Source organism: Bifidobacterium sp. ESL0682, from assembly GCF_029392815.1.
Taxonomy (GTDB): Bacteria; Actinomycetota; Actinomycetes; order Actinomycetales; family Bifidobacteriaceae; genus Bifidobacterium.
The window spans coordinates 2,009,595-2,027,616 of sequence record NZ_CP113942.1 but is presented as its reverse complement, the minus strand read 5'-3'; the positions used below and the strand labels follow the sequence as shown (position 1 = coordinate 2,027,616).

The following is an 18,022-nucleotide window of genomic DNA, read 5'->3' as shown; positions in this document are numbered from 1 at the left end:
CGGTGCTGCGAACGATATGGCAGTGCATAGGACGGCAGCGATAACGTGGAAGATGATATTCATTGGTGTTCATCCTTGCGTTGTCTGTCTGAATGGATTTCGGGGCGTGGGATGTCTCGAGTTCGGGATTCGACAGACGTGCGGGCCGTGTGCGCAAGCTGCAAAGCCTCGGAACTACTTTCGTAGTTGGAGGCAAGGCAGGAAACCGGCGAAACCTGTTGTATTACCATAGGCCGAGCAACTTCCACCAAAGCGTGCCGACCCCGGCGTAAACGACGAGATTGACGAGGCTGATAATGAAGCCGACCTTCCACCATTCCTTCTGGCTGACGTAGCCGGTCGAGTAATAGATCGACGCGGTACCGGTGCCGTAATGGGTCATGCCCGGTGAGACGCAGGTTAGCAGTCCCAGCAGCATGGTCGCCACAATCGGCGGTACGCCAAGCGAGACCAGGATGACCGCAAAGGGAATGAAGAACGTCTGCACGTGGACGAGCACGCTGGTCAGCAGATAATGGACATAGAGGTAGAGCAATACGATCACCGTGATAGCGAGCCATGCGGGAATGCCGGCGACGCTGGAGGTCAGAACGCGCTTGATCCAGCCGACCACGCCGGTTTTGTTGAGATATTCAGTCACTCCGATGAGCGGGGCGAGCCAGAGCAGGATGTTCCAGCCCTGCTTTTCGGCGAAGACGTCGTCGAGATCGATGATTTTCAGAATCAGCAGGGCGGTGAGGCCGAGCATCGCGATCAGCGTGTTGTCTAGTTTCGTGATGGACGAGGTGCCCCAGAGCGCGACGACGATGGCGAACACGGCAATCATCAGGTACTCGTTCAATGCCATCTTCGGCATCTTCCTGAGCTCGTCCTGCGCGGTCTGATGCACGAGCGTGAGGTCGGCGCTCTGGTCTTGTGGGCGATGGATGGCGAGGATGATGATTGGCACGATTACTGCCGCGAGCAGCGTTGGTACGCTGGCGTAGGCGAACCATTGGAACCACGAGATCTTGATGCCGAACGTGCTGGCGGCCATGCTGGCGACCAACGGATTGGTGGCCATCGAGGTGAGGAAAAGCCCGCCGATGATGAGGTTCAGGTGGAAGGTGGCCAGCGTGAGGAACGAGCTGACGGAACGTTTGCTGGGATCCTTCGGCTCGTCAAGCGCCTCGACCAGCGATTGGTTGATGGGGAAGAGGATGCCGGCGCCGCGTGCGTTGGTGTTCGGGATAACCGGGGCCAGAATCAGGTCGCAGATGGCCATGACGTAGGCCAGGGCCAGCGGGCTGCGTCCGAAGCGGGCGATGAGCCAGTAGGCCATGCGTGCGCCGAGATTGGTTTTGCGGAAGCCGATGGCCATGAAGAAGGCGAACAGCACCAGCCAGACCGGCGCGGAGCCGAAGAACGAGATCAGCGTATCGGCCGGCATCGTGAAGGTGACGCCCAGCAGAGTCATCATCGTCAGTGAAAGGATTGACAGGGGAGCGACGTTGAAAACGCATCCGGCCAAGAAGAAGAGCACGATAGCGAAGCTATGCCAACCGCTGACTTGCACATGAGCGGGCGCGGGCGTAAACCACATGAAGATAAGTCCCACACAGCAAAGCAGGAAAAGGGCTAAGGGAAGTTTCTTCTTGGTGATTACCGAAGACATAAGGCGGTTCGCGGTCCTTTCAAGGCGCAGTGAATGAGAAAAGGATGGGTATCGTTGCGTTGCCTCGCTCGACCTGCTGCGCGCGCAATCTGTAACGACTTAAAACGATACACACTAAAGTTTTCTACTGCGATAGGTGGTAGGGGATGTTCTGTCTAATAGCGTTTGAAAAAACGGGCAGGTGTAATACTTTTGTTGAGGAAAATAATTTTTCCTTATATTTTGTCGTATTAGGATTCGGTAAAAAACTAACAAAGCACGAGGATTTTGTCTTCGCTGACAAAGAAACTCGAGATGAGCTTGCGTGCAGTGCCTATGTTGTTTCGTTTTTTGCCAGTGTAACGGGTTTTTCGGTGGAGGTTGCGTCGAGCCAATACGTAAATCGTATCTGCCTATTCAGAAGGATTGAACGAGCACTTTTCTTGGTTTTTCGGACAATTCGCTGGTGGGTTGGCTTCGCGGTTACCGGCGTTCGCGGACAGCTAAGGTGACTGTCGAAATACTGGTGAGCTTGCTGCCCATCCGTACTTCCACGTGCCATGTTTGCAAGGTTTTGCCGATGTTTTCCGGTGTCGCGGTGGCGGTGAGCGTTCCCGACGTCACCGGACGGAAATGATGCGTGTTGATGTCGACGCCAACGGCGACGCGCGAGGCATCCAGTCGTGCCATAGCACCCAAGCTCGCGGCCTCCTCGGCGAGTACCGCATTGACCCCGCCGTGGAGGACACCGAAAGGCTGCAGAAGGTTTTCGGTAACCGGCAATGTTAGGATGACCTTTGACCGCGAGATTTCCTGTTGCTTGATGCCCAGATAATTCGCCAGTGACATGACCGAACCTCGCATTTCGATTCCATAACCAATAACTTCAGACTCATGCGCCGAGCGGCCGGATGTTCCGTACCGTCGGCAGGCAGGCGCCGGTTTTGCCGGCCGGATGATCCTGCGACATGATGCTTAAGGAGCAACCATGACGACAAGCCAAGAGATCGGCAGCCCGCACAACGGGCATAAGCCGGACTTCGAGACCGTCAAAACGTATGATGAAATACTGTTCGAACGTCTCGACCACATAGCCAAAATTACCATCAACCGGCCCGAACGGCGCAATGCGTTCACGCCGAAGACCATCGAGGAACTGCTCGACGCCTTCACTATCTGCCGAGACGATGCCACCATCGGTGTCATCATCTTCACCGGTGCCGGCGATCTGGCCTTCTCGTCTGGCGGCGACCAGGGCGTGCGTGGCAACGGCGGCTACGTCGGCAGCGACCAGGTCCCGCGCCTGAACGTGCTCGACCTGCAGCATCTGATTCGCATCATCCCCAAGCCCGTCATTGCGATGGTCAAGGGTTGGTCCGTCGGCGGTGGCAACGTGCTGCAGCTGGTCTGCGACTTGACGATTGCGGCTGACAATGCCAAATTCGGCCAGACCGGCCCGAAGGTCGGCAGCTTCGATGCTGGCTACGGTTCCGGCTTGCTCGCCGATGTCATCGGCCAGAAGCGTGCGAAGGAAGTCTGGTTCCTCGGCCACTTCTACTCCGCCGAAGAGGCGCTGCAGATGGGCTGGATCAATAAGGTCGTCCCACTCGCGGACATCGAGACCGAAACGCTTAAGTGGTGCGACGAGCTGCTGACCAAGTCGCCTATGGCCCTGCGCTTCATCAAGGCCTCCATGAACGCCGCGACTGACGGACTTGCCGGCTTGCAGCAGTTCGGTGGCGACGCGACGATGCTCTTCTACACCACCGACGAGGCGAAGGAAGGCCGTGACGCCTTCAACCAGAAGCGCACGCCTAATTTCGAACAGTTCCCGAAATTCCCGTGATCCCAAGCTCGGTCGGTTGTGTACGGGAATAGGAGAAGGGTCATCGATGGATAATTGGGTGCTGAAACGAGCGATGCTCACGCCGGAGCGGACGGCGGTTTTCGACGGCGAGACCCGTTATACGTTCGGTGACGTATTCGACCAAGCACAACGGCTGGGCGCGGTGCTCGATGGCCTCGGCGCTTTCAAAGCGCAGAACGTCGCGATGGCCTCCAACAACGACATCCGCGGTTATCTGCTGGCCGTTACGCTTCTGCTATACGGCAAGACGGTGGTGTGGCTCAACAAGCGCCTGACCAACGACGAACTCAATCAGCAGATGCGCGATGCCGGGGTCGCCTGCTGCCTCAAGGGCGACAGCCTGCCAGCTGAGTTGCTGGACGGCGCATCGTGCGGCGACGATATTCGCGTCGTGAGTTTCGGCGAGATATTCGCCAAAGTCGATGAGACCAAACTGGTCGATGACGCAGATTTGCGCCAGAAATCGCCGATTCCGCGCGAATTCTCCGACGACCAGGTGGTGAGCATCATGTTCACTTCCGGTTCGACGGGCGCGCCGAAAGGCATTCGGCAGACTGTACGCAACCACTTCACCTCCGCGACGAGCGTGGCTTTGAATCTTGGCACAAATCCTGCCGACGAATGGTTGTGCGCCGTCCCGATTTTCCATATCAGCGGCTACTCCATCATTCTGCGCGGCCTCATTTTCGGCGTCGCCGTACGTCTGATGAATCATTTTGATGCGCCAGAAATGGAGCGGATTCTCACCAACGAACCGGTGACCTGGGTCTCCGTGGTGCCGACGATGCTGACGGCATTGGTGCCTGAGCACGAGCAGCGCATATCCGGTGCGTTCGCCATGCAGCACGGCGGATATGTGCCGAGCGATTCGGCTTCGGCGGTGCCGTCTGTTGAGGCGTCTGGCGATGCCGGTGCGGCCGGTTTAGAGCAACGGATTGCGGAATCATCTGATTCTGAGCGTTCCGCCGGTTCCGATGCTGGCAATTCTGCGTCGGAGGCTGTGGCGCTTCCTGCTAATTTCGGCTATTCGCCGACGTTCAAAGGTTTTATTCTGGGTGGCGAGAAGTCCAATCTCGCACTGCTCAAGCGTTGCCATGGCTTGGGCATGGTGGTTGTGCGCTCGTACGGCATGAGTGAAACCTGCTCGCAGATCGTCGGTACAGGTACCGGCGATGGCGCTCGTAAGTTGCTTTCCAGCGGCAAGCCATACTTCACCACGTCGCTGAAAATCGCGGATGAGACCGGCGAGATTCTCATCAAAACCGATGCGCTCACACCGGGCTATCTCAACCGGCCGGGCGTATTCGAGGCCAAGAAAACCGCCGACGGATGGTACAGGACCGGCGACGTCGGGCATCTTGATGACGACGGCTATCTTTACGTCGACGGCCGCCTTGACAACATGATGATTTCCGGCGGCGAACATGTATTTCCCGAAGAGGTCGAGCGCATCTATGCGGATTGCCCGGGCATCGACGAGATTGCCGTCACCGCAGAGCCCGACGCGAAGTGGGGCGAGGTTCCGGTGGCTTACGTGGTGTGCGGAGAGGACTACGCCAGGTCCGCGGAACATCGGCAATCCGACGTAACCGTTTCTGCTGCTGATGGCTCGGAAGCCGACGAACTTGCCGCGTCAAGCGTGCCCAGTGCCGAGGTTCCGGCTTCCTTGGCTGCGCGGTGGCGCGAGTTCGGCCGTGCTCGTCTGGCTCATTACAAGGTGCCACAGCGCTTTTATCGCGTCGAAGCGTTGCCTCGTACCAGCACGGGGAAGGTTCGCCGTTTTCTGCTTGAGCCCCGTCAATGAAGGCAGGGCAAGCAAGCAATCGTTCGGTTGAGCGTTGAATCGTCATTTATCGCAGGCGTTTTTAATAGCTGAATATTGATAGCTGAAAAGTAATACAAGTATTTGAGAATGATTGCTGCCTTGGGCTCGATGTCGTCTCAAAAATATTTATCGCCTGTTCGATTATTGGACAACGGTGTGGTTCGCAGTGTGGCCGGCGTTACAATGAACGAACAACGGGACAAAATCCCTTTTCGATTAAGAGCCAATTTTCTAGGCCGCGGCAGGCAGATTGCCTTTGCCGGGCACAATCAATAATGAATTATGCAAGGAGTGCATATTATGGCAGCACAAATTTGGTACGAAGACGACGCTGATCTTTCCGCTCTCGACGGCAAGAAGGTCTGCATCATCGGTTACGGCTCGCAAGGTCACGCTCATGCGCTGAACCTGCGCGACTCCGGTGTGGACGTCGTCGTCGGCCTGCGGCCTACCTCCAAGTCCGTTGAGTACGCCAAGGAACAGGGCCTGGAAGTCAAGCCCGTCGCCGACGCGGTCAAGGAATCGGACATCATCATGTTCCTGGCTCCCGATCAGTATCAGGGCAAGATCTATAAGGAAGAGGTCGAGCCCAACCTGAAGCCCGATGCGGCGCTCGCCTTCGCGCACGGCTTTAACATCCGTTACGGCTACATCAAGCCGGGCAAGGGCCACATGACCTTCATGGTTGCTCCGAAGGGCCCGGGCCACATCGTCCGTCGTGAGTATGTCGCCGGCCGTGGTGTGCCGGTGGTTGTCGCCTGCGAGAACGACGACAAGGGCGACGGCTGGGACATCACTCTGGCTTATGCCAAGGCTCTGGGCGCTCTGCGCGCCGGCGCCATCAAGACCACCTTCAAGGAAGAGACCGAGACCGATCTCTTCGGTGAGCAGGACGTGCTCATGGGTGGCGTCAACCATCTGGTCGAGACCGGTTTTGAGGTTCTCACCGATGCCGGTTATCAGCCGGAGATCGCCTACTTTGAGGTCTGCCACGAGCTGAAAATGCTCGTCGACCTGATGAACGAGGGCGGCCTGAACAAGGCTCGTTGGTCCTGCTCTGACACCGCTCAGTACGGCGACTTTACCTCCACGGTGATCGACGAGAACACCCGTCACAACATGGAACATCAGCTCCAGCGCATTCAGGACGGCTCCTTCGCCAAGGAGTTCATGGACGACCAGGCCAAGGGCGCTCCGCACTTCAAGGAGCTGCAGCAGAAGTACAGCCACGAGCGCATCGAGACCGTTGGCCCGAAGCTCCGCTCGATGTTCTCCTGGTTGAAGGACAAGTCGGCTGATGCCGACGAGAACGAGTCCTTCAACGGCGACATCGCCCGTACGCAGGTTCAGGAGTGAGCTGTTTGCTCACGTTGAGCCGTTAAGGCCGTTCGTCCCAGCTGTCTGAGCGTTTGCGCTCGTCAGCCTAGACGTTCAAAGGGGTTGCCACCAGGTTTCGGCTTGATGGCAACCCCTTTGCTTATTCGTAGTGGTTTTGCGCTTGAATTGCATGGTGCGGAAGACTGAATTAAGCATGGCTCAAATCCTCCATCAGGTCGTCTACTGATTGGAAGGTTTTTCCTTCGTGACGTTCGGCCTGACGGCGGGCGGCAATATTTTCGGGCTTGTCGCGTGTGACGCGGAATGGCATAGCGTTGTCAGTGATTGACTGACGCAGAAAAATATTGATGGCGGTCGAGAGATCCATACCCATTTCGGCATACAGCGCTTTGGCTTGTTCTTTGGTGGTTTTGTCTGTCCTGAAGCTGATGGTCGTTGTAGTCATTGTTGCCTTTCAATACCGTTTGCGTTGTTATAACAATAGCATAATATTGCAAACAATTAAAAGGTAAAATCTCCAGCAAATCAACTCAGTTCAATGAATTGGGCGCCGGTCTTCACAGAGATTGCTGCTGTGTGGACCGGCGCCCATATTCCCTATCTGCTTCGATGCCTTTTAAACGATGATCAGTCAGAAATATCTCCTTGGAGCTGGCAATATTTACTTGGCGATTGTCTATGCTTCTTCTGGCTGTTGTTTCAGCACCTCGGGGCGGGCGGAGGAGACGTCCATGTCCTCGAGCTTGACGATGTGGGTGTGGTGCGTGAACTTGAAGCCGAAGTAGAGGATGGCGACGAGAATGACGCTGAAGTAGGTCATCAGGATTTCGCCCCAGTTGCCAGACGCGAATGCTGGGATATCCTGCCCGCAGATCACGACCAGGCAGATAACAATGGCGAGAATCGGACCGAGCGGGAAGAGCTTTGCATGGTACTTGAGTTCCGAAAGCTTGTGGCCTTGCAGCTTGAACGCGCGACGGAAACGGAAATGACTCAACGCGATACCGATCCATGAGATGAAGCCTGTCAGGCCGGTTGCGGTGACAAGCCACATATAGAATTTCGGGCCGAAAATGCTGGACGAGAAGGCCAAGGCCTCGACGCAAAGCGTGGTGATGAGCGCCGCCAGCGGCACGCCGCGTTTGGTGGTGGTTCCGAGGAACTTCGGGGCATAGCCGTCCTTTGCCATACCGTAGAGCATGCGGCTGGAGGCGTAGGCACCGGTGTTGACGGCCGACAGGATCGAGGTCAGCACCACGGCATTCATGATGCTGGCAGCTCCGGCCAATCCGGCCTTTTCAAAGACGATGGTGAACGGCGACATCGCAACGTTGGTGTCGGAGGCGCCGAGCAGGTTCGGGTCGGTGTAAGGGATAATCGCCGCGATGACGAAAATCGAAAGCAAATAGAAGAGCACAATGCGCCAGAAGACGTTGTTGATGGCCTTCGGCACGGCCTGGCTCGGGTTCTCGGATTCGCCGGCGGTGACGCCCACGACCTCGGTGCCCTGGAACGAGTAGCCGGCGATGAGGAAGACGCCCATGATTGCGGGCATGCCGCCGATGAACGGACCGCCTTTATATGTAAAGTTCTTGAAGCCGATGGCCGGCTGGAACATGATGCCGCAGATCATCAACAGGCCGATGACGATGAAGATGATGATGGTGACGACCTTGATGAGCGCCAGCCAGAATTCCGTCTCGCCGAACGCAGAGACCACGAAGGCGTTGAGGCAGAAGATGATGACGAGCATCGTCAGGCTCCACACCCAGCCCGGCGACTTCGGGAACCAATACTGCATCAAAAGTGCGGCGGTCGAGATATCGGTTGCGCCCGCGATGGCCCAGTTGAGCCAGTAGTCCCAGCCCATCGCAAAGCCCAGCGCGGGGTCGACGTATTTGGTGCTATACACCGCGAACGAGCCAGAGACGGGCATGTTGGTTGCAAGTTCGCCGAGGCTGGTCATCAGGAAGTAGATCATGACGCCCATGGCCGCGTAGGCAACGAGTCCGCCGCCCGGTCCGGCCTGCGCGATGGTGCCGCCGGAGGTCATAAAGAGGCCGGTGCCGATGCATCCGCCGAGCGCGATCATCGAGATGTGACGCGTCTTGAGTTTGCGGACGACGCCGTTGCCGCCGTGTTTTTGTGGTTTGCCGCTGGTGCCGGTGCTTGCGCTAGTGCTTACGTTTGCGCTGGTACTGCTATTGCCTGTTATTGTGCCCGACTGGCTAGTCATGTGGCGCTCCTCTTTCACGGGATTCCCTGCTCGTGCTATATATTGCATGCCATATTTTCGACATGCTGATTTTCAGTGGAAATAAATCTGTGAACTGTTCTACCGCAATTGACGGCTGAAATTTATGGCTCGCCTAAAAATTCCCCAACTCTTGCAGTGTAGGAGGGCAAAAGGATATTTGCAGTCAATAGATTCGAGGTATGGCGATTCGCGGCACCTTGTGTGCAGAGATATATTCCTGTGGTTCGATGAGCGGGCGTATTAGCTCCTATAGGTGCAGTAGACATATTGGTGATGCCGAGTTTGCCGTGCGCTGTTCCGGGCTTTATTGCCACAGCTTCATTTCCTGCCAATTTTCGGGGAAGCCCATCTGATCCAACGGAATGTTTGGATATTGATTGATGAGGTCAATGAATTTTTGCTGCCAGGTCGTATTGCCTATTTGTTTGAGCAGATAATTTTCCATAGTCAAAAATGCGGCGGTTCCCTTTTTCTCGCGCAGAAAATCCCAATCGTTGCCCCACCACGTTTTTGCATGCGCACCGCTTCGATGCTTTGGAAAAGTGAAAGCAAGATTTGGCGTATCCCAAAAACGTTCGTGATGAGCCACCATGTTTCTAGCTCGGCGTATGGCTTCCAGCCAGCTCGCTAGGATTTTGACACTCCCATTGAATTCGGGGTTTGAGTTCGGTGTGATGATATGAAGCTTTGCAGCGAGATGACGTTGTATTTCGAGCGGTGCTCCAGAGAAAAAGTATTGTTTTAGCTCACCGTAAGTCAGACATCCAACTATCATCCAATACGGAGGTAATGGATTGTTGTAGGTTTCCTTGAAGTGCTTAATATATGGTGCATTCGATTTCGAATATCTGACTTTGAGTTTCTGTTGGCAATCGACCCAACCATAGTATGTTAGGTTTGGTAATCCTTCGGGGGTCATATAGCCAAAAGGTCCAGTTGATTTTGATAGCTCGGTTGCCAGATAGCTTTTCAAAAAATCTCAATCGGCACAATTCCGCTAAAAACAAGCACACGTAATTCTTGGTCGAAGTGATATCTTTCTAAGATTTCGTTAAAATTTGTCCCCTCGATAAAAGGCAAAATGCGTTTTGCCTGATTTGAAGTATCGGGAGTAAGGAAAGGATACCAATATCCTTTTAGTCGGTAGTAACCGATTTGTGACAGATAACGGCTCAAGGGCTCTTTCGCTATGCCCTGCAAATTGCCTTCAATGAGTTTTGTCGCTAATTCTAATGGAGTCTTCGCGCCGTGTTCAGGATAAGAGGTCAGCGTCGTGATTTCTGTGTTCCCGGTCATGGCGCTCCTTTGGGCATGAAAGTGCCACCCTAGTGTGCATCGTTGAGAGGCAGTGGTGGCTTTTAACGCTTTCAAGTATATTGAATAATAAAATGTTATGCAGTTAAAATCTCATATAATGAACTATCTTGTATTTCTTAATGCCAGATTCGAATGTAAATTTTAAAAACTAGGCCCAAAATAAGGGCGCAGCGGCAAATCTTATAAAGGATGAAGGGATTGTCTGATGTTTTCTGTGATTTCATGAGAGATATGTATTGTTCTTGCAACAAGTGCCACAGAAACATAGCACGAAATGTTGATGTTATCTACTTTGGCGTACTCTATTCACTATTGGGTAAGTAAGCATGACTATGCGAAGGGAAGACATGACTGAATCGGATAACGGCGAGAACGCTAATATGGCCTCCGGCGGCAGCGCCGGTGAGGAGACGAACCAGCTCGAGCGAGGCCTGAGCAACCGGCACGTCCAGTTCATCGCCATCGGCGGCACCATCGGCACCGGCCTTTTCCTCGGCTCCGGCAAGTCGATCGCGCTGACCGGCCCCAGCATCATTTTGGTCTATATTCTCGTCGGTGTCATGATGTTCCTGCTGATGCGCGCCATCGGCGAGCTGATGTACCACGATCCCGACCAGCACACGTTCATCAACTTCATCGGCCGCTACCTCGGCCCTGGCTGGGGCCATTTCGCGGGCTGGACCTATTGGATTGTCTTGATTCTCATGGGCCTTTCCGAGATTACCGCGGTCGGTACGTATTTCGTCACCTTCTTCGACACCTTCGGTTACGACCTGCGCAAGTGGCAGCCGCTGATCGAGGTCTGCTTCCTCGCAGTGCTCGCTATCATCAACCTCATCGCGGTCAAGGCGTTCGGCGAGACCGAATTCTGGTTCTCGATGATCAAAATTACCCTGATCGTCTGCCTCATCGTCACAGCGCTGGTCATGGTGTTCCTCGGCTACCATTATCCAGCCGTCCAGATTCACGGCGTCGACCACGTCAGCCCCGCAGGCCATGCCGGATTCGACAATATCGTCAGTGGCCTCTCGATGGCTCCGAACGGTTGGCTGGCCTTCCTGATGAGCTTCCAGATGGTCTTCTTCGCCTATGAGATGATCGAGTTCGTCGGCGTCACCGTCTCCGAGACGAAGAACCCGCGCAAGGTGCTCCCCAAGGCGATTAACGAGATCATCATGCGAATCCTGATCTTCTACGTCGGCGCGCTCGTCGCCATCATGCTCATCGTGCCGTGGCACACGTTCAAGCCGAACAAGGACGGTTCCTTCGCCTCCCCGTTCATCATGGTCTTCCAGTACGCAGGCCTCAACTGGGCTTCGGCGCTCGTCTTCTTCGTGGTTATCACCGCCGCGTCCTCCGCGCTCAACTCGCTGCTCTATTCCGCAGGCCGACACCTCTTCCAGCTTGCCGAGGTCTCCAGCTCGTCCGTGCTGCGTCCGCTCGGTGTCGTCTCGAAGCGCAAGGTTCCGGCGCGTGCCATCGTGGTCTCCGCCTGCTTCATCCTGCTTTCGCCGATTATTAACGCGATTCCGCAGATTTCTAACGTGTTCGTGCTCTTCTCTTCGGCTTCCAGCGCCGTGATTATCTTCGTCTACGTGCTGACGATGATTGCCCACCAGCGCTACCGCCAGTCCGCCGATTTCGACGCGGATGGCTTCGTGATGCCGGCCTACAAGTTCACCAACACTCTGACGATCATCTTCTTCGTATTCATCTATGTGACGCTGTTCCTCTCCTCCGATACGCGCGGTTCTGCTATCGCCGGCCTCATTTGGCTGGTCCTCTTTGGCGGCTACAGCGTGATTCGTTATCGCGGCAAAGAAGCGGTTGACCTGCTGAACTGAAATGGATATAAGCTGCCATTGTAAAATGGGTGTAAGCTATATTACATTACAAGAATTGATAAACAGGTAAAAGCAAGTTTTTCTTCAGTTAAAACTGTAATATATCAGGGCATTAAACGTTTGATGCCCTGATTGCTTTTATCGCGTCAAAACAATGATTCTCACGTTGCGATTAAAATTTTAGTGTGACAAATTCCGCAAAACGCCGTAAACGGATTGACAAACCTAAAATAGGTATTACCTTTAAAAATGTTGGTGTGGAATAAAGCTTCATATCGGTTGGTGTTACAGGTTGGTTTCTGTTTCTGAAATTAATTGGACAATATACCAATTTTTTTCTAAAAAAGTGATACTATATGTTGGTCTATGACACAATAATCCTATATTTTTACGGAGGTAGGAAATGGCTAAGGCAGTAAAGGCGCATCATGGTGGGCGCCAGCTTCAGGAGCGTACATGGTGCGTGCGCGCTACATCGGAGCTTGCTGATTGGGTGCTTGCGGGTGCGGCTGATGAGAGTGTTCGTCCCTCTGTGCTCATCCGTGAGGCTGTTGGGGAGTATCTGAAGCGCCACCATTCCAATCTTCGCCCGAATGCGGAAGAGAAGGCCTGATAGGGGCTGGCTGCATATATAAGCTTTTATAAATTAGTTGCTTTTGCGGTAAAATTGGGGATCAGGGGTTTAGGGCCGCATAAGTAACTTGCGTTTGGCCATTCGTCAGTTGTTCTGACGGATGGTTTTTTAATGCCCGCTGGACTGCGGGTGTGCGGTTCACGCGGTTTTGGCGTCGTTGCCATGGTGGGTTTTGTTTGTTGCGTCGGTGTTGGGTTTTGGGGTTCTTATTTATGTTTCGTAACTGGTGCGTATGGGTTGTGCACCGTCTGTTGTGGGGTTATTAGAGCGGAGTTTATATCGCGTAAATAATATTGGGCTCCCGGTTCCATCTTTGGAATCGAGAGCCCATTTGTTGTGTTGGGGTTGGGCGTCGGCGGCGGGGTTGGTTGGTTTGGGTTGTTGGTCCCGTCGCCGGCGTCCGGTTTGGTGTTCCCTCCGGGCGGGTGTTGGTTGTTGCCCGGAGGGAAGTCTTTCTATGTGGTGGCGTGGCCCGTGGCCCTGTGGGTTGCGGGCCACGCCTTTTCTTACTCGGTTGGTGGTTGCGGGCCGTTGATGGCCGTCATTGCTCGCGTCCGGTCTCCCGTCCGGTTTCCCGGCGCCGCCTGTCGCGCAGTGCGGTGGCCAGCAGGAGGGCGGCTGTGGCGATGAGGATGGCGAGGAGGAGGGCCTTGTCCTTTCGTCCTCCGGTCAGCGGGAGCTGGTGCTGGTAGGTGCCGGGGATGGTGAGGGTGATGGTGGCGTCCTCGCTGCCGACGGTGCGGGTGGTGCCGCCGCGCCAGGCGGTGTCGTCGGCGTCGGCGTGGGCGTAGACGGTGTAGCGGCCGCCTTGGGGCAGTTGCGCGGCGGTGAAGGCGTGGTTCCAGGCGTGGGGTGTGGCGCCGTCGTAGGCGAGCGGGTTGCCCTGGGCGTCGTCCGGGTCGGTGGACGCGTTCCAGAGGTAGCTGGTGGCGGTGTTGGACTGCCCGTCGAGTCCGGTGAGGGTCAGCCGGACGATATCCTGGCTGTCCCACGGGGTGGTGGCGCCGGTGATGGTGGCCTGGTTGGTGGCGGGGTCGCGCGTGGCGCCGGTGATCGTGGGGGCGACCAGGGTGTGCCAGACCGCGTGCAGGGCCGTCGCGGTTTCGGCGGAGCCGGGGGTGGCGGGCAGTTGGATGTCGCGGTGGGCGGGGTCGTTCATGCCCTGGTCGGGCTGGACGGCCTCCGCGCTTGTGGACCAGCCGGTGAACACGGCGTGGGCCGGCTCCATGCTGCCGGTGGCGTAGGCAGTCTGATCCATGCCTTGCCGCTGCCGGTGTCGACCAGGGACTTCAGCTCGCCGGGCGCCGTGCCGGTGCCGCCGTGCGTGCTGTTGGCGTCGAACGACGCGTGCACCCAGGGCAGGGTCCCGGTCACGAGCCCGCCGCCCGTGCCGGTGGCGTCGCTGGTCACGCTGTTGCGTGTCTGCGGGTCGGTGGTCGTGTACGAGGCGGTCATCACGTAGCTTTCGCCCGGTCCGGGGAAGGTCGTGTCCTGTCCCGTGGTCAGTGAGCCGGGCAGGGTGAACGCGTCGGGCGTGACCGTCTGCGATCCGCCGGTGGTGCTGGCCTTGGTGTGGCATTGCCCGGGCGTGTAGCTGCCGGTCTGGGTGGAGGGTTTCACGCATATGGTGAGGGTGCCTCCGGCGTCGACGGCGGGTCTGGCTGGCCGTCCGGGGTCGAGGCCGGAGGCGGGCAGGGCTGTCAGTGCGGGCAGGGCCTGGTTGAGTGTGGCGGTGGCGCCCACGGTGGCCGAGCCCTTGTCGGTGGTGTGGGTGTCGGTGGCGACCTGTGGCGTGCCGGGCGCGGCCTCCGCCGTCGTGTTCCAGCTGGCCTGGATGCCGGCAATACCAGTGGCGCCTTTGGGTGCGGTGAGCGTGTGGTTGCTGACCGTGGCGGTGCCGCCGGCCACCTGGCTGGTGTCGAACGTCCAGCCGTTGTACAGGCTGTGGGGCCTGTTGGCGGTGATGTGGTAGGGGGCGGTGTCGGGGACGGTGTAGGTGCCGTCGGCGAAGGTGGTGTCGATGGCGAGTCCCGTGGTGTCGGTGGTGCTCACGGTGGTGGGCAGGCCGGTGTCGCCGGTGCCGCCGGCGAGGTCGTATTTGAGGTCGGTGTAGGTGACGGTGGTGTCGGTGCGGATGTAGGTGCCTTGGGGGTCGGCGCTTGCGGCGCGTGCCTTGAGGGCGTCGAGCGTGCCGGCCGTGGCGGCGCCGGCGGGGTCGGTGACGGGTCCCTGGTCGACGGGGTGGTGGCCTTGGGGCCAGTCCCATGTGTGCCATGTGTGGGCGGTGTCCAGGTAGTAGAATGCGAGGCTGCCGTCGATCCTGGTGTGGGGGCCGAGGCGGAGGCGTTGCAGGTCGGCGGGGAACATGTAGCGTGTCGAGGTGTAGTCGTTCCTGAGGCTGCCGGTGTCCCAGCCGGACAGGTCGAGGTCGGTGACCCTGTTGGTGTATTCGAACAGGAATCCCATGTCCTGGACGTGGCTGGTGTCCCAGGTCTCCAGGCCGGTGATCCGCGAAAGGCTGGACAGCCTGCTGAACATGCTGCTGATGTTGTTGGCGGCGGACAGTTTCCATCCGGTCACGTCGAGCCGTTGCAGGTCGGCGCATCCGCTGAACATGCCGCCCAGGTTGGTTGCGGTGTCGGTGTGCCAGGCGGCGAGGTCCAGCCGGGCGATCGTGCTGTTGTTGTTGAACAGCATGGCGCCGCCGGAGCGGTCGAGGTTGATGTCGTGGCGGTTGTCGTCCACGGCGGTCAGGTTGTCCATCTGCCCGAACGGGGTGTCGTTGTTGTAGGGGTAGTAGCTGGCGGTGAGGGTCAGGTCGCCCTCGATCGAGATCCGGGTGATCTGGCTCTTGGCGTTGTCCCATGGGATGTTGCCGCTGGCCTGGTAGTCGGGGCTGGTGCCCGCGGTCAGGCGCAGCGTCTTGCCCGGGCCGCCGGGCGTGGTGCTGCCGTTGTCCTTGAGGGTGTAGCACACGGTGGAGCGGTCCTGCCGTCCTCCCAGTCCGGCGATCGAGGGCTTCTGGCCGTGGTCGCCGCCCCACCAGTCCCATCCGGGCTGCTGGTCGCAGTGGCCCGGAGCGGGGGTGTGTCGCTGACGTAGGACCACCTGGCGTAGAGCGTCGCGGTCCAGTGCCCGGTCCCGTCGGCGGAGCCTGCCGAGACGGGTATCGCGGCCGGTCCCTGCCGGTAGCTGTCCCCGGACCCGTCCGGATGGGAGGCCCAGTTGCTGAAGTCGAGGCCGTCGGGCTTGGTGCCGACGGTTCCGGGCAGGGTCGCGTACGCGTTGTGGTCCGCGCCGTCGACCAGGCCCTTGGCGGTCGCCTCCCCGCCGGGCGCCTGCTGGCTGCCCGGTTTCAGGGTGACGGTCATGTAGGGCAGGGTCCCGGTGATGTCGCCGCTCCATGCGCTGGTGACCGTGGCCCCCGCGGAGTCGGTGGCGACCGAGCGGACCTGCGCGGTCCAGACGTCGCCCGGCGTGAAGGCGGTATTTGTGGCGAAGGTGTCGGACGGCGTGAGCGTGTTGCCTGGCGCCTCCCACCAGTACCAGCTACTGCCGGCCTTGTACCTGATCTGCCAGCCCGTCGCCTCCGTAGGCAGGCCCGAGGCCGCGAACGTGGTCGTGCCGTTGCTGTATCCGCCGGAATGCGACCACGAGGCGCTCGCGCCGGTCGGCGCGGCCACGGTCTTCCATACCGCGTAGCGGGTGACGGTGCGGGTGCCGGTGGGCTGGGTGAACGTCTCGGTGGAGCCGGGCTGGTGGGCGGCCGAAGTCGCGGTGGCCGTATCGGCCCAGCCCTGGAACAGCTTGCCGGGCGCGCTCATGCCCGTGCTGGACGGGTAGGTGAAGGTGGCGGTGCCGCCGGCGTCGGACCACAGGGGCTGCGCGTTGCCGGTCCAGCTGGCGTCGGTGAGGGTGCCGGACCCGCCCTGGCTGCTGCCGGTGCCGGGGTTGGGGTCGAGTTTGAGGGTGACGGCCGGGCGCGTGTACGCGCTTTCGGTGGTCGTGCTGGACACGTCTCCGGTGCCGTCGCCGCGCCATTGGTCCTTGGTGGTCAGCGTGGCGGTGAGCGTGTACCCGGCGCCCACGGTGGTGTTCGTGTACCAGGCGGCCGGCAGGGTTATCGTCCACGTGTGCGGGGTCGTGCCGTTGTACGCGTTGCTGGTGCCGGACGGGTTGTCGGGCACCGTGGCGGTCAGACAGGTGGGCGTGGCGAGCGGGCTTGAGGATTCCCTGGTGCAGGCCTTGACCGTATCGCCGGACTTGAGGGGTGTGCTGGTGCCGGTGATTTTCATGGTGCCGTCGGCCTGGCGGGTGGCACCGGTGACCGAAGGGGCGGGCACGGTGCGCCAGATGGCGTAGCGGTCCGTCGGCCCGCCGGGCGTGGAGGCCGGACGCCCGGGGTTCAGGGCGGGGTCGCCGGTCGTGGCGTTCTGGTCGGTGTTCCATCCGTCGAAGACCTTGTGGGGGTCCGTGTTGGTGTAGCCTTCCGTGCCGCCCATGGTGTCGGGTTTGGGCGTGGTGGTCGTGGACAGGCCGGTGGCGGCGCTGGGTGTTGCGGTGACGGTCTGGTCGTCGCCCCGGCCGCCCTGCGCGGTGTTGGCATGGTAGGTGATGGCCGATTGGGGCCCGGCGGCGTATTGTTCGGTGCTCCAGGTGGTGCCGTGTTCGCTCTGGTGGCCCAGGCGGATGCGCAGCCAGTAGTAGGAATCGCTGGTGGTGGGTATGCCGGTGACGGTCCAGGGCTGGCTGGCCTGCCCGTCGGGGGTGGTGCCGTCGAACGTGATGGTCCTGCAGTTGGACCATGCGGCCGTGCCGGCGGTGCTGGAGCACACCTCGACCGTGTCGCCCGCGGCCAGAGGCCTGGCCGTGCCGGTGACGGTGAGCGTGTTGTCGGACTGGCGGGTGGCGGATGTGAACGCGGGCTGTTTGACGGTCTGCCACACCGGGTACAAAGTCCTGGCCTCGGGCGGGGTGAGGGTGAACGGGCCGGTCTGGCTGTTCGCGTTCGTCGCTCCCGCCGCGTCGAGCGCGTACGGGGTGGTGGACCAGCCGGTCGAGGTGGCGTGAGTGTTCGTGTTGGTGAAGTAGTAGGTGGGGTCGTGCAGGGTGAACGTGGCGTGGCCGGTGCCGTCGGGGTTGAGGCTCTGGGTCTGCGTGGTGCCCTGGCCGCCGGCGACGGTGTTGGGCTGGAGGGTGAGGGTGGCGGGGTAGACGGTGTAGGTGGCGTCGAGCGTGGTGGCGGCGCTCCATACCCATCGGCTGTTGGCGGTGTCCCAGGTCTTCATGCGGGCTCTGAGCGTGTAG

Annotated in this window: 14 protein-coding genes; 5 read left to right on the top strand and 9 right to left on the bottom strand. The window is 58.8% G+C overall.

Annotated elements, in window-relative coordinates; translation table 11 throughout:
* Positions 1–223: 223 nt before the first annotated feature.
* Positions 224–1,654, bottom strand: a complete 1,431-nt coding sequence (locus tag OZX57_RS08355; RefSeq protein ID WP_277162173.1) for a DASS family sodium-coupled anion symporter — start codon at positions 1,652–1,654, stop codon at positions 224–226.
* Between the two features lie 462 nt (positions 1,655–2,116).
* Positions 2,117–2,482, bottom strand: coding sequence for a PaaI family thioesterase (locus OZX57_RS08350; protein ID WP_277162172.1), 366 nt, complete (start codon positions 2,480–2,482; stop codon positions 2,117–2,119).
* 139 nt (positions 2,483–2,621) lie between these two features.
* Between OZX57_RS08350 and menB the strand changes: the two genes are divergently transcribed.
* The 3 genes from menB to ilvC all read left to right on the top strand — a co-directional run bounded on the left by menB (position 2,622) and on the right by ilvC (position 6,681).
* Positions 2,622–3,479, top strand: coding sequence for a 1,4-dihydroxy-2-naphthoyl-CoA synthase (gene menB, locus OZX57_RS08345; protein ID WP_277162171.1), 858 nt, complete (start codon positions 2,622–2,624; stop codon positions 3,477–3,479).
* Positions 3,480–3,525: 46 nt separating this feature from the next.
* On the top strand, positions 3,526–5,304 hold the full coding sequence (locus OZX57_RS08340) for an AMP-binding protein (RefSeq protein ID WP_277162170.1): 1,779 nt from the start codon (positions 3,526–3,528) through the stop codon (positions 5,302–5,304).
* Between the two features lie 321 nt (positions 5,305–5,625).
* Positions 5,626–6,681, top strand: a complete 1,056-nt coding sequence (gene ilvC / locus OZX57_RS08335; RefSeq protein WP_277162169.1) for a ketol-acid reductoisomerase — start codon at positions 5,626–5,628, stop codon at positions 6,679–6,681.
* Positions 6,682–6,850: 169 nt separating this feature from the next.
* Here ilvC and OZX57_RS08330 read toward each other — a convergent pair whose 3' ends face one another.
* The 4 genes from OZX57_RS08330 to OZX57_RS08315 all read right to left on the bottom strand — a co-directional run bounded on the left by OZX57_RS08330 (position 6,851) and on the right by OZX57_RS08315 (position 10,216).
* Positions 6,851–7,108 carry a type II toxin-antitoxin system RelB/DinJ family antitoxin gene (locus tag OZX57_RS08330; protein ID WP_277162168.1) on the bottom strand — a complete coding sequence of 86 codons (258 nt, stop codon included), beginning with the start codon at positions 7,106–7,108 and terminating at the stop codon, positions 6,851–6,853.
* A gap of 231 nt (positions 7,109–7,339) precedes the next feature.
* Complete coding sequence (locus tag OZX57_RS08325; protein ID WP_277162167.1) at positions 7,340–8,899, bottom strand: amino acid permease; 1,560 nt, start codon at positions 8,897–8,899, stop codon at positions 7,340–7,342.
* Positions 8,900–9,224: 325 nt separating this feature from the next.
* Entirely contained in the window at positions 9,225–9,893 is a 669-nt protein-coding gene (locus OZX57_RS08320; RefSeq protein ID WP_277162166.1) for an Abi family protein, read from the bottom strand.
* Positions 9,890–10,216: an Abi family protein gene (locus tag OZX57_RS08315; protein WP_277162165.1), complete on the bottom strand. Its 327-nt coding sequence runs from the start codon at positions 10,214–10,216 to the stop codon at positions 9,890–9,892. Before OZX57_RS08315 ends, OZX57_RS08320 begins: the two co-directional genes overlap by 4 nt.
* A gap of 368 nt (positions 10,217–10,584) precedes the next feature.
* Between OZX57_RS08315 and OZX57_RS08310 the strand changes: the two genes are divergently transcribed.
* Positions 10,585–12,081 (top strand): amino acid permease, encoded by a 1,497-nt coding sequence (locus OZX57_RS08310; RefSeq protein ID WP_277162164.1) that lies wholly within the window; start codon positions 10,585–10,587, stop codon positions 12,079–12,081.
* Between the two features lie 403 nt (positions 12,082–12,484).
* Positions 12,485–12,694 carry a hypothetical protein gene (locus tag OZX57_RS08305; RefSeq protein WP_277162163.1) on the top strand — a complete coding sequence of 70 codons (210 nt, stop codon included), beginning with the start codon at positions 12,485–12,487 and terminating at the stop codon, positions 12,692–12,694.
* Positions 12,695–13,256: 562 nt separating this feature from the next.
* On the opposite strand, the gene OZX57_RS08300 is transcribed toward OZX57_RS08305, so the two are convergent.
* The 3 genes from OZX57_RS08300 to OZX57_RS08290 are packed head-to-tail and all read right to left on the bottom strand — an operon-like array spanning position 13,257 to position 18,003.
* Positions 13,257–13,925, bottom strand: a complete 669-nt coding sequence (locus tag OZX57_RS08300) for a hypothetical protein (protein WP_277162162.1) — start codon at positions 13,923–13,925, stop codon at positions 13,257–13,259.
* Complete coding sequence (locus tag OZX57_RS08295) at positions 13,871–15,691, bottom strand: BspA family leucine-rich repeat surface protein (protein WP_277162161.1); 1,821 nt, start codon at positions 15,689–15,691, stop codon at positions 13,871–13,873. The genes OZX57_RS08300 and OZX57_RS08295 overlap by 55 nt, the downstream gene beginning before the upstream one ends.
* Positions 15,625–18,003 carry a hypothetical protein gene (locus OZX57_RS08290; protein ID WP_277162160.1) on the bottom strand — a complete coding sequence of 793 codons (2,379 nt, stop codon included), beginning with the start codon at positions 18,001–18,003 and terminating at the stop codon, positions 15,625–15,627. The genes OZX57_RS08295 and OZX57_RS08290 overlap by 67 nt, the downstream gene beginning before the upstream one ends.
* Positions 18,004–18,022 lie beyond the last annotated feature (19 nt).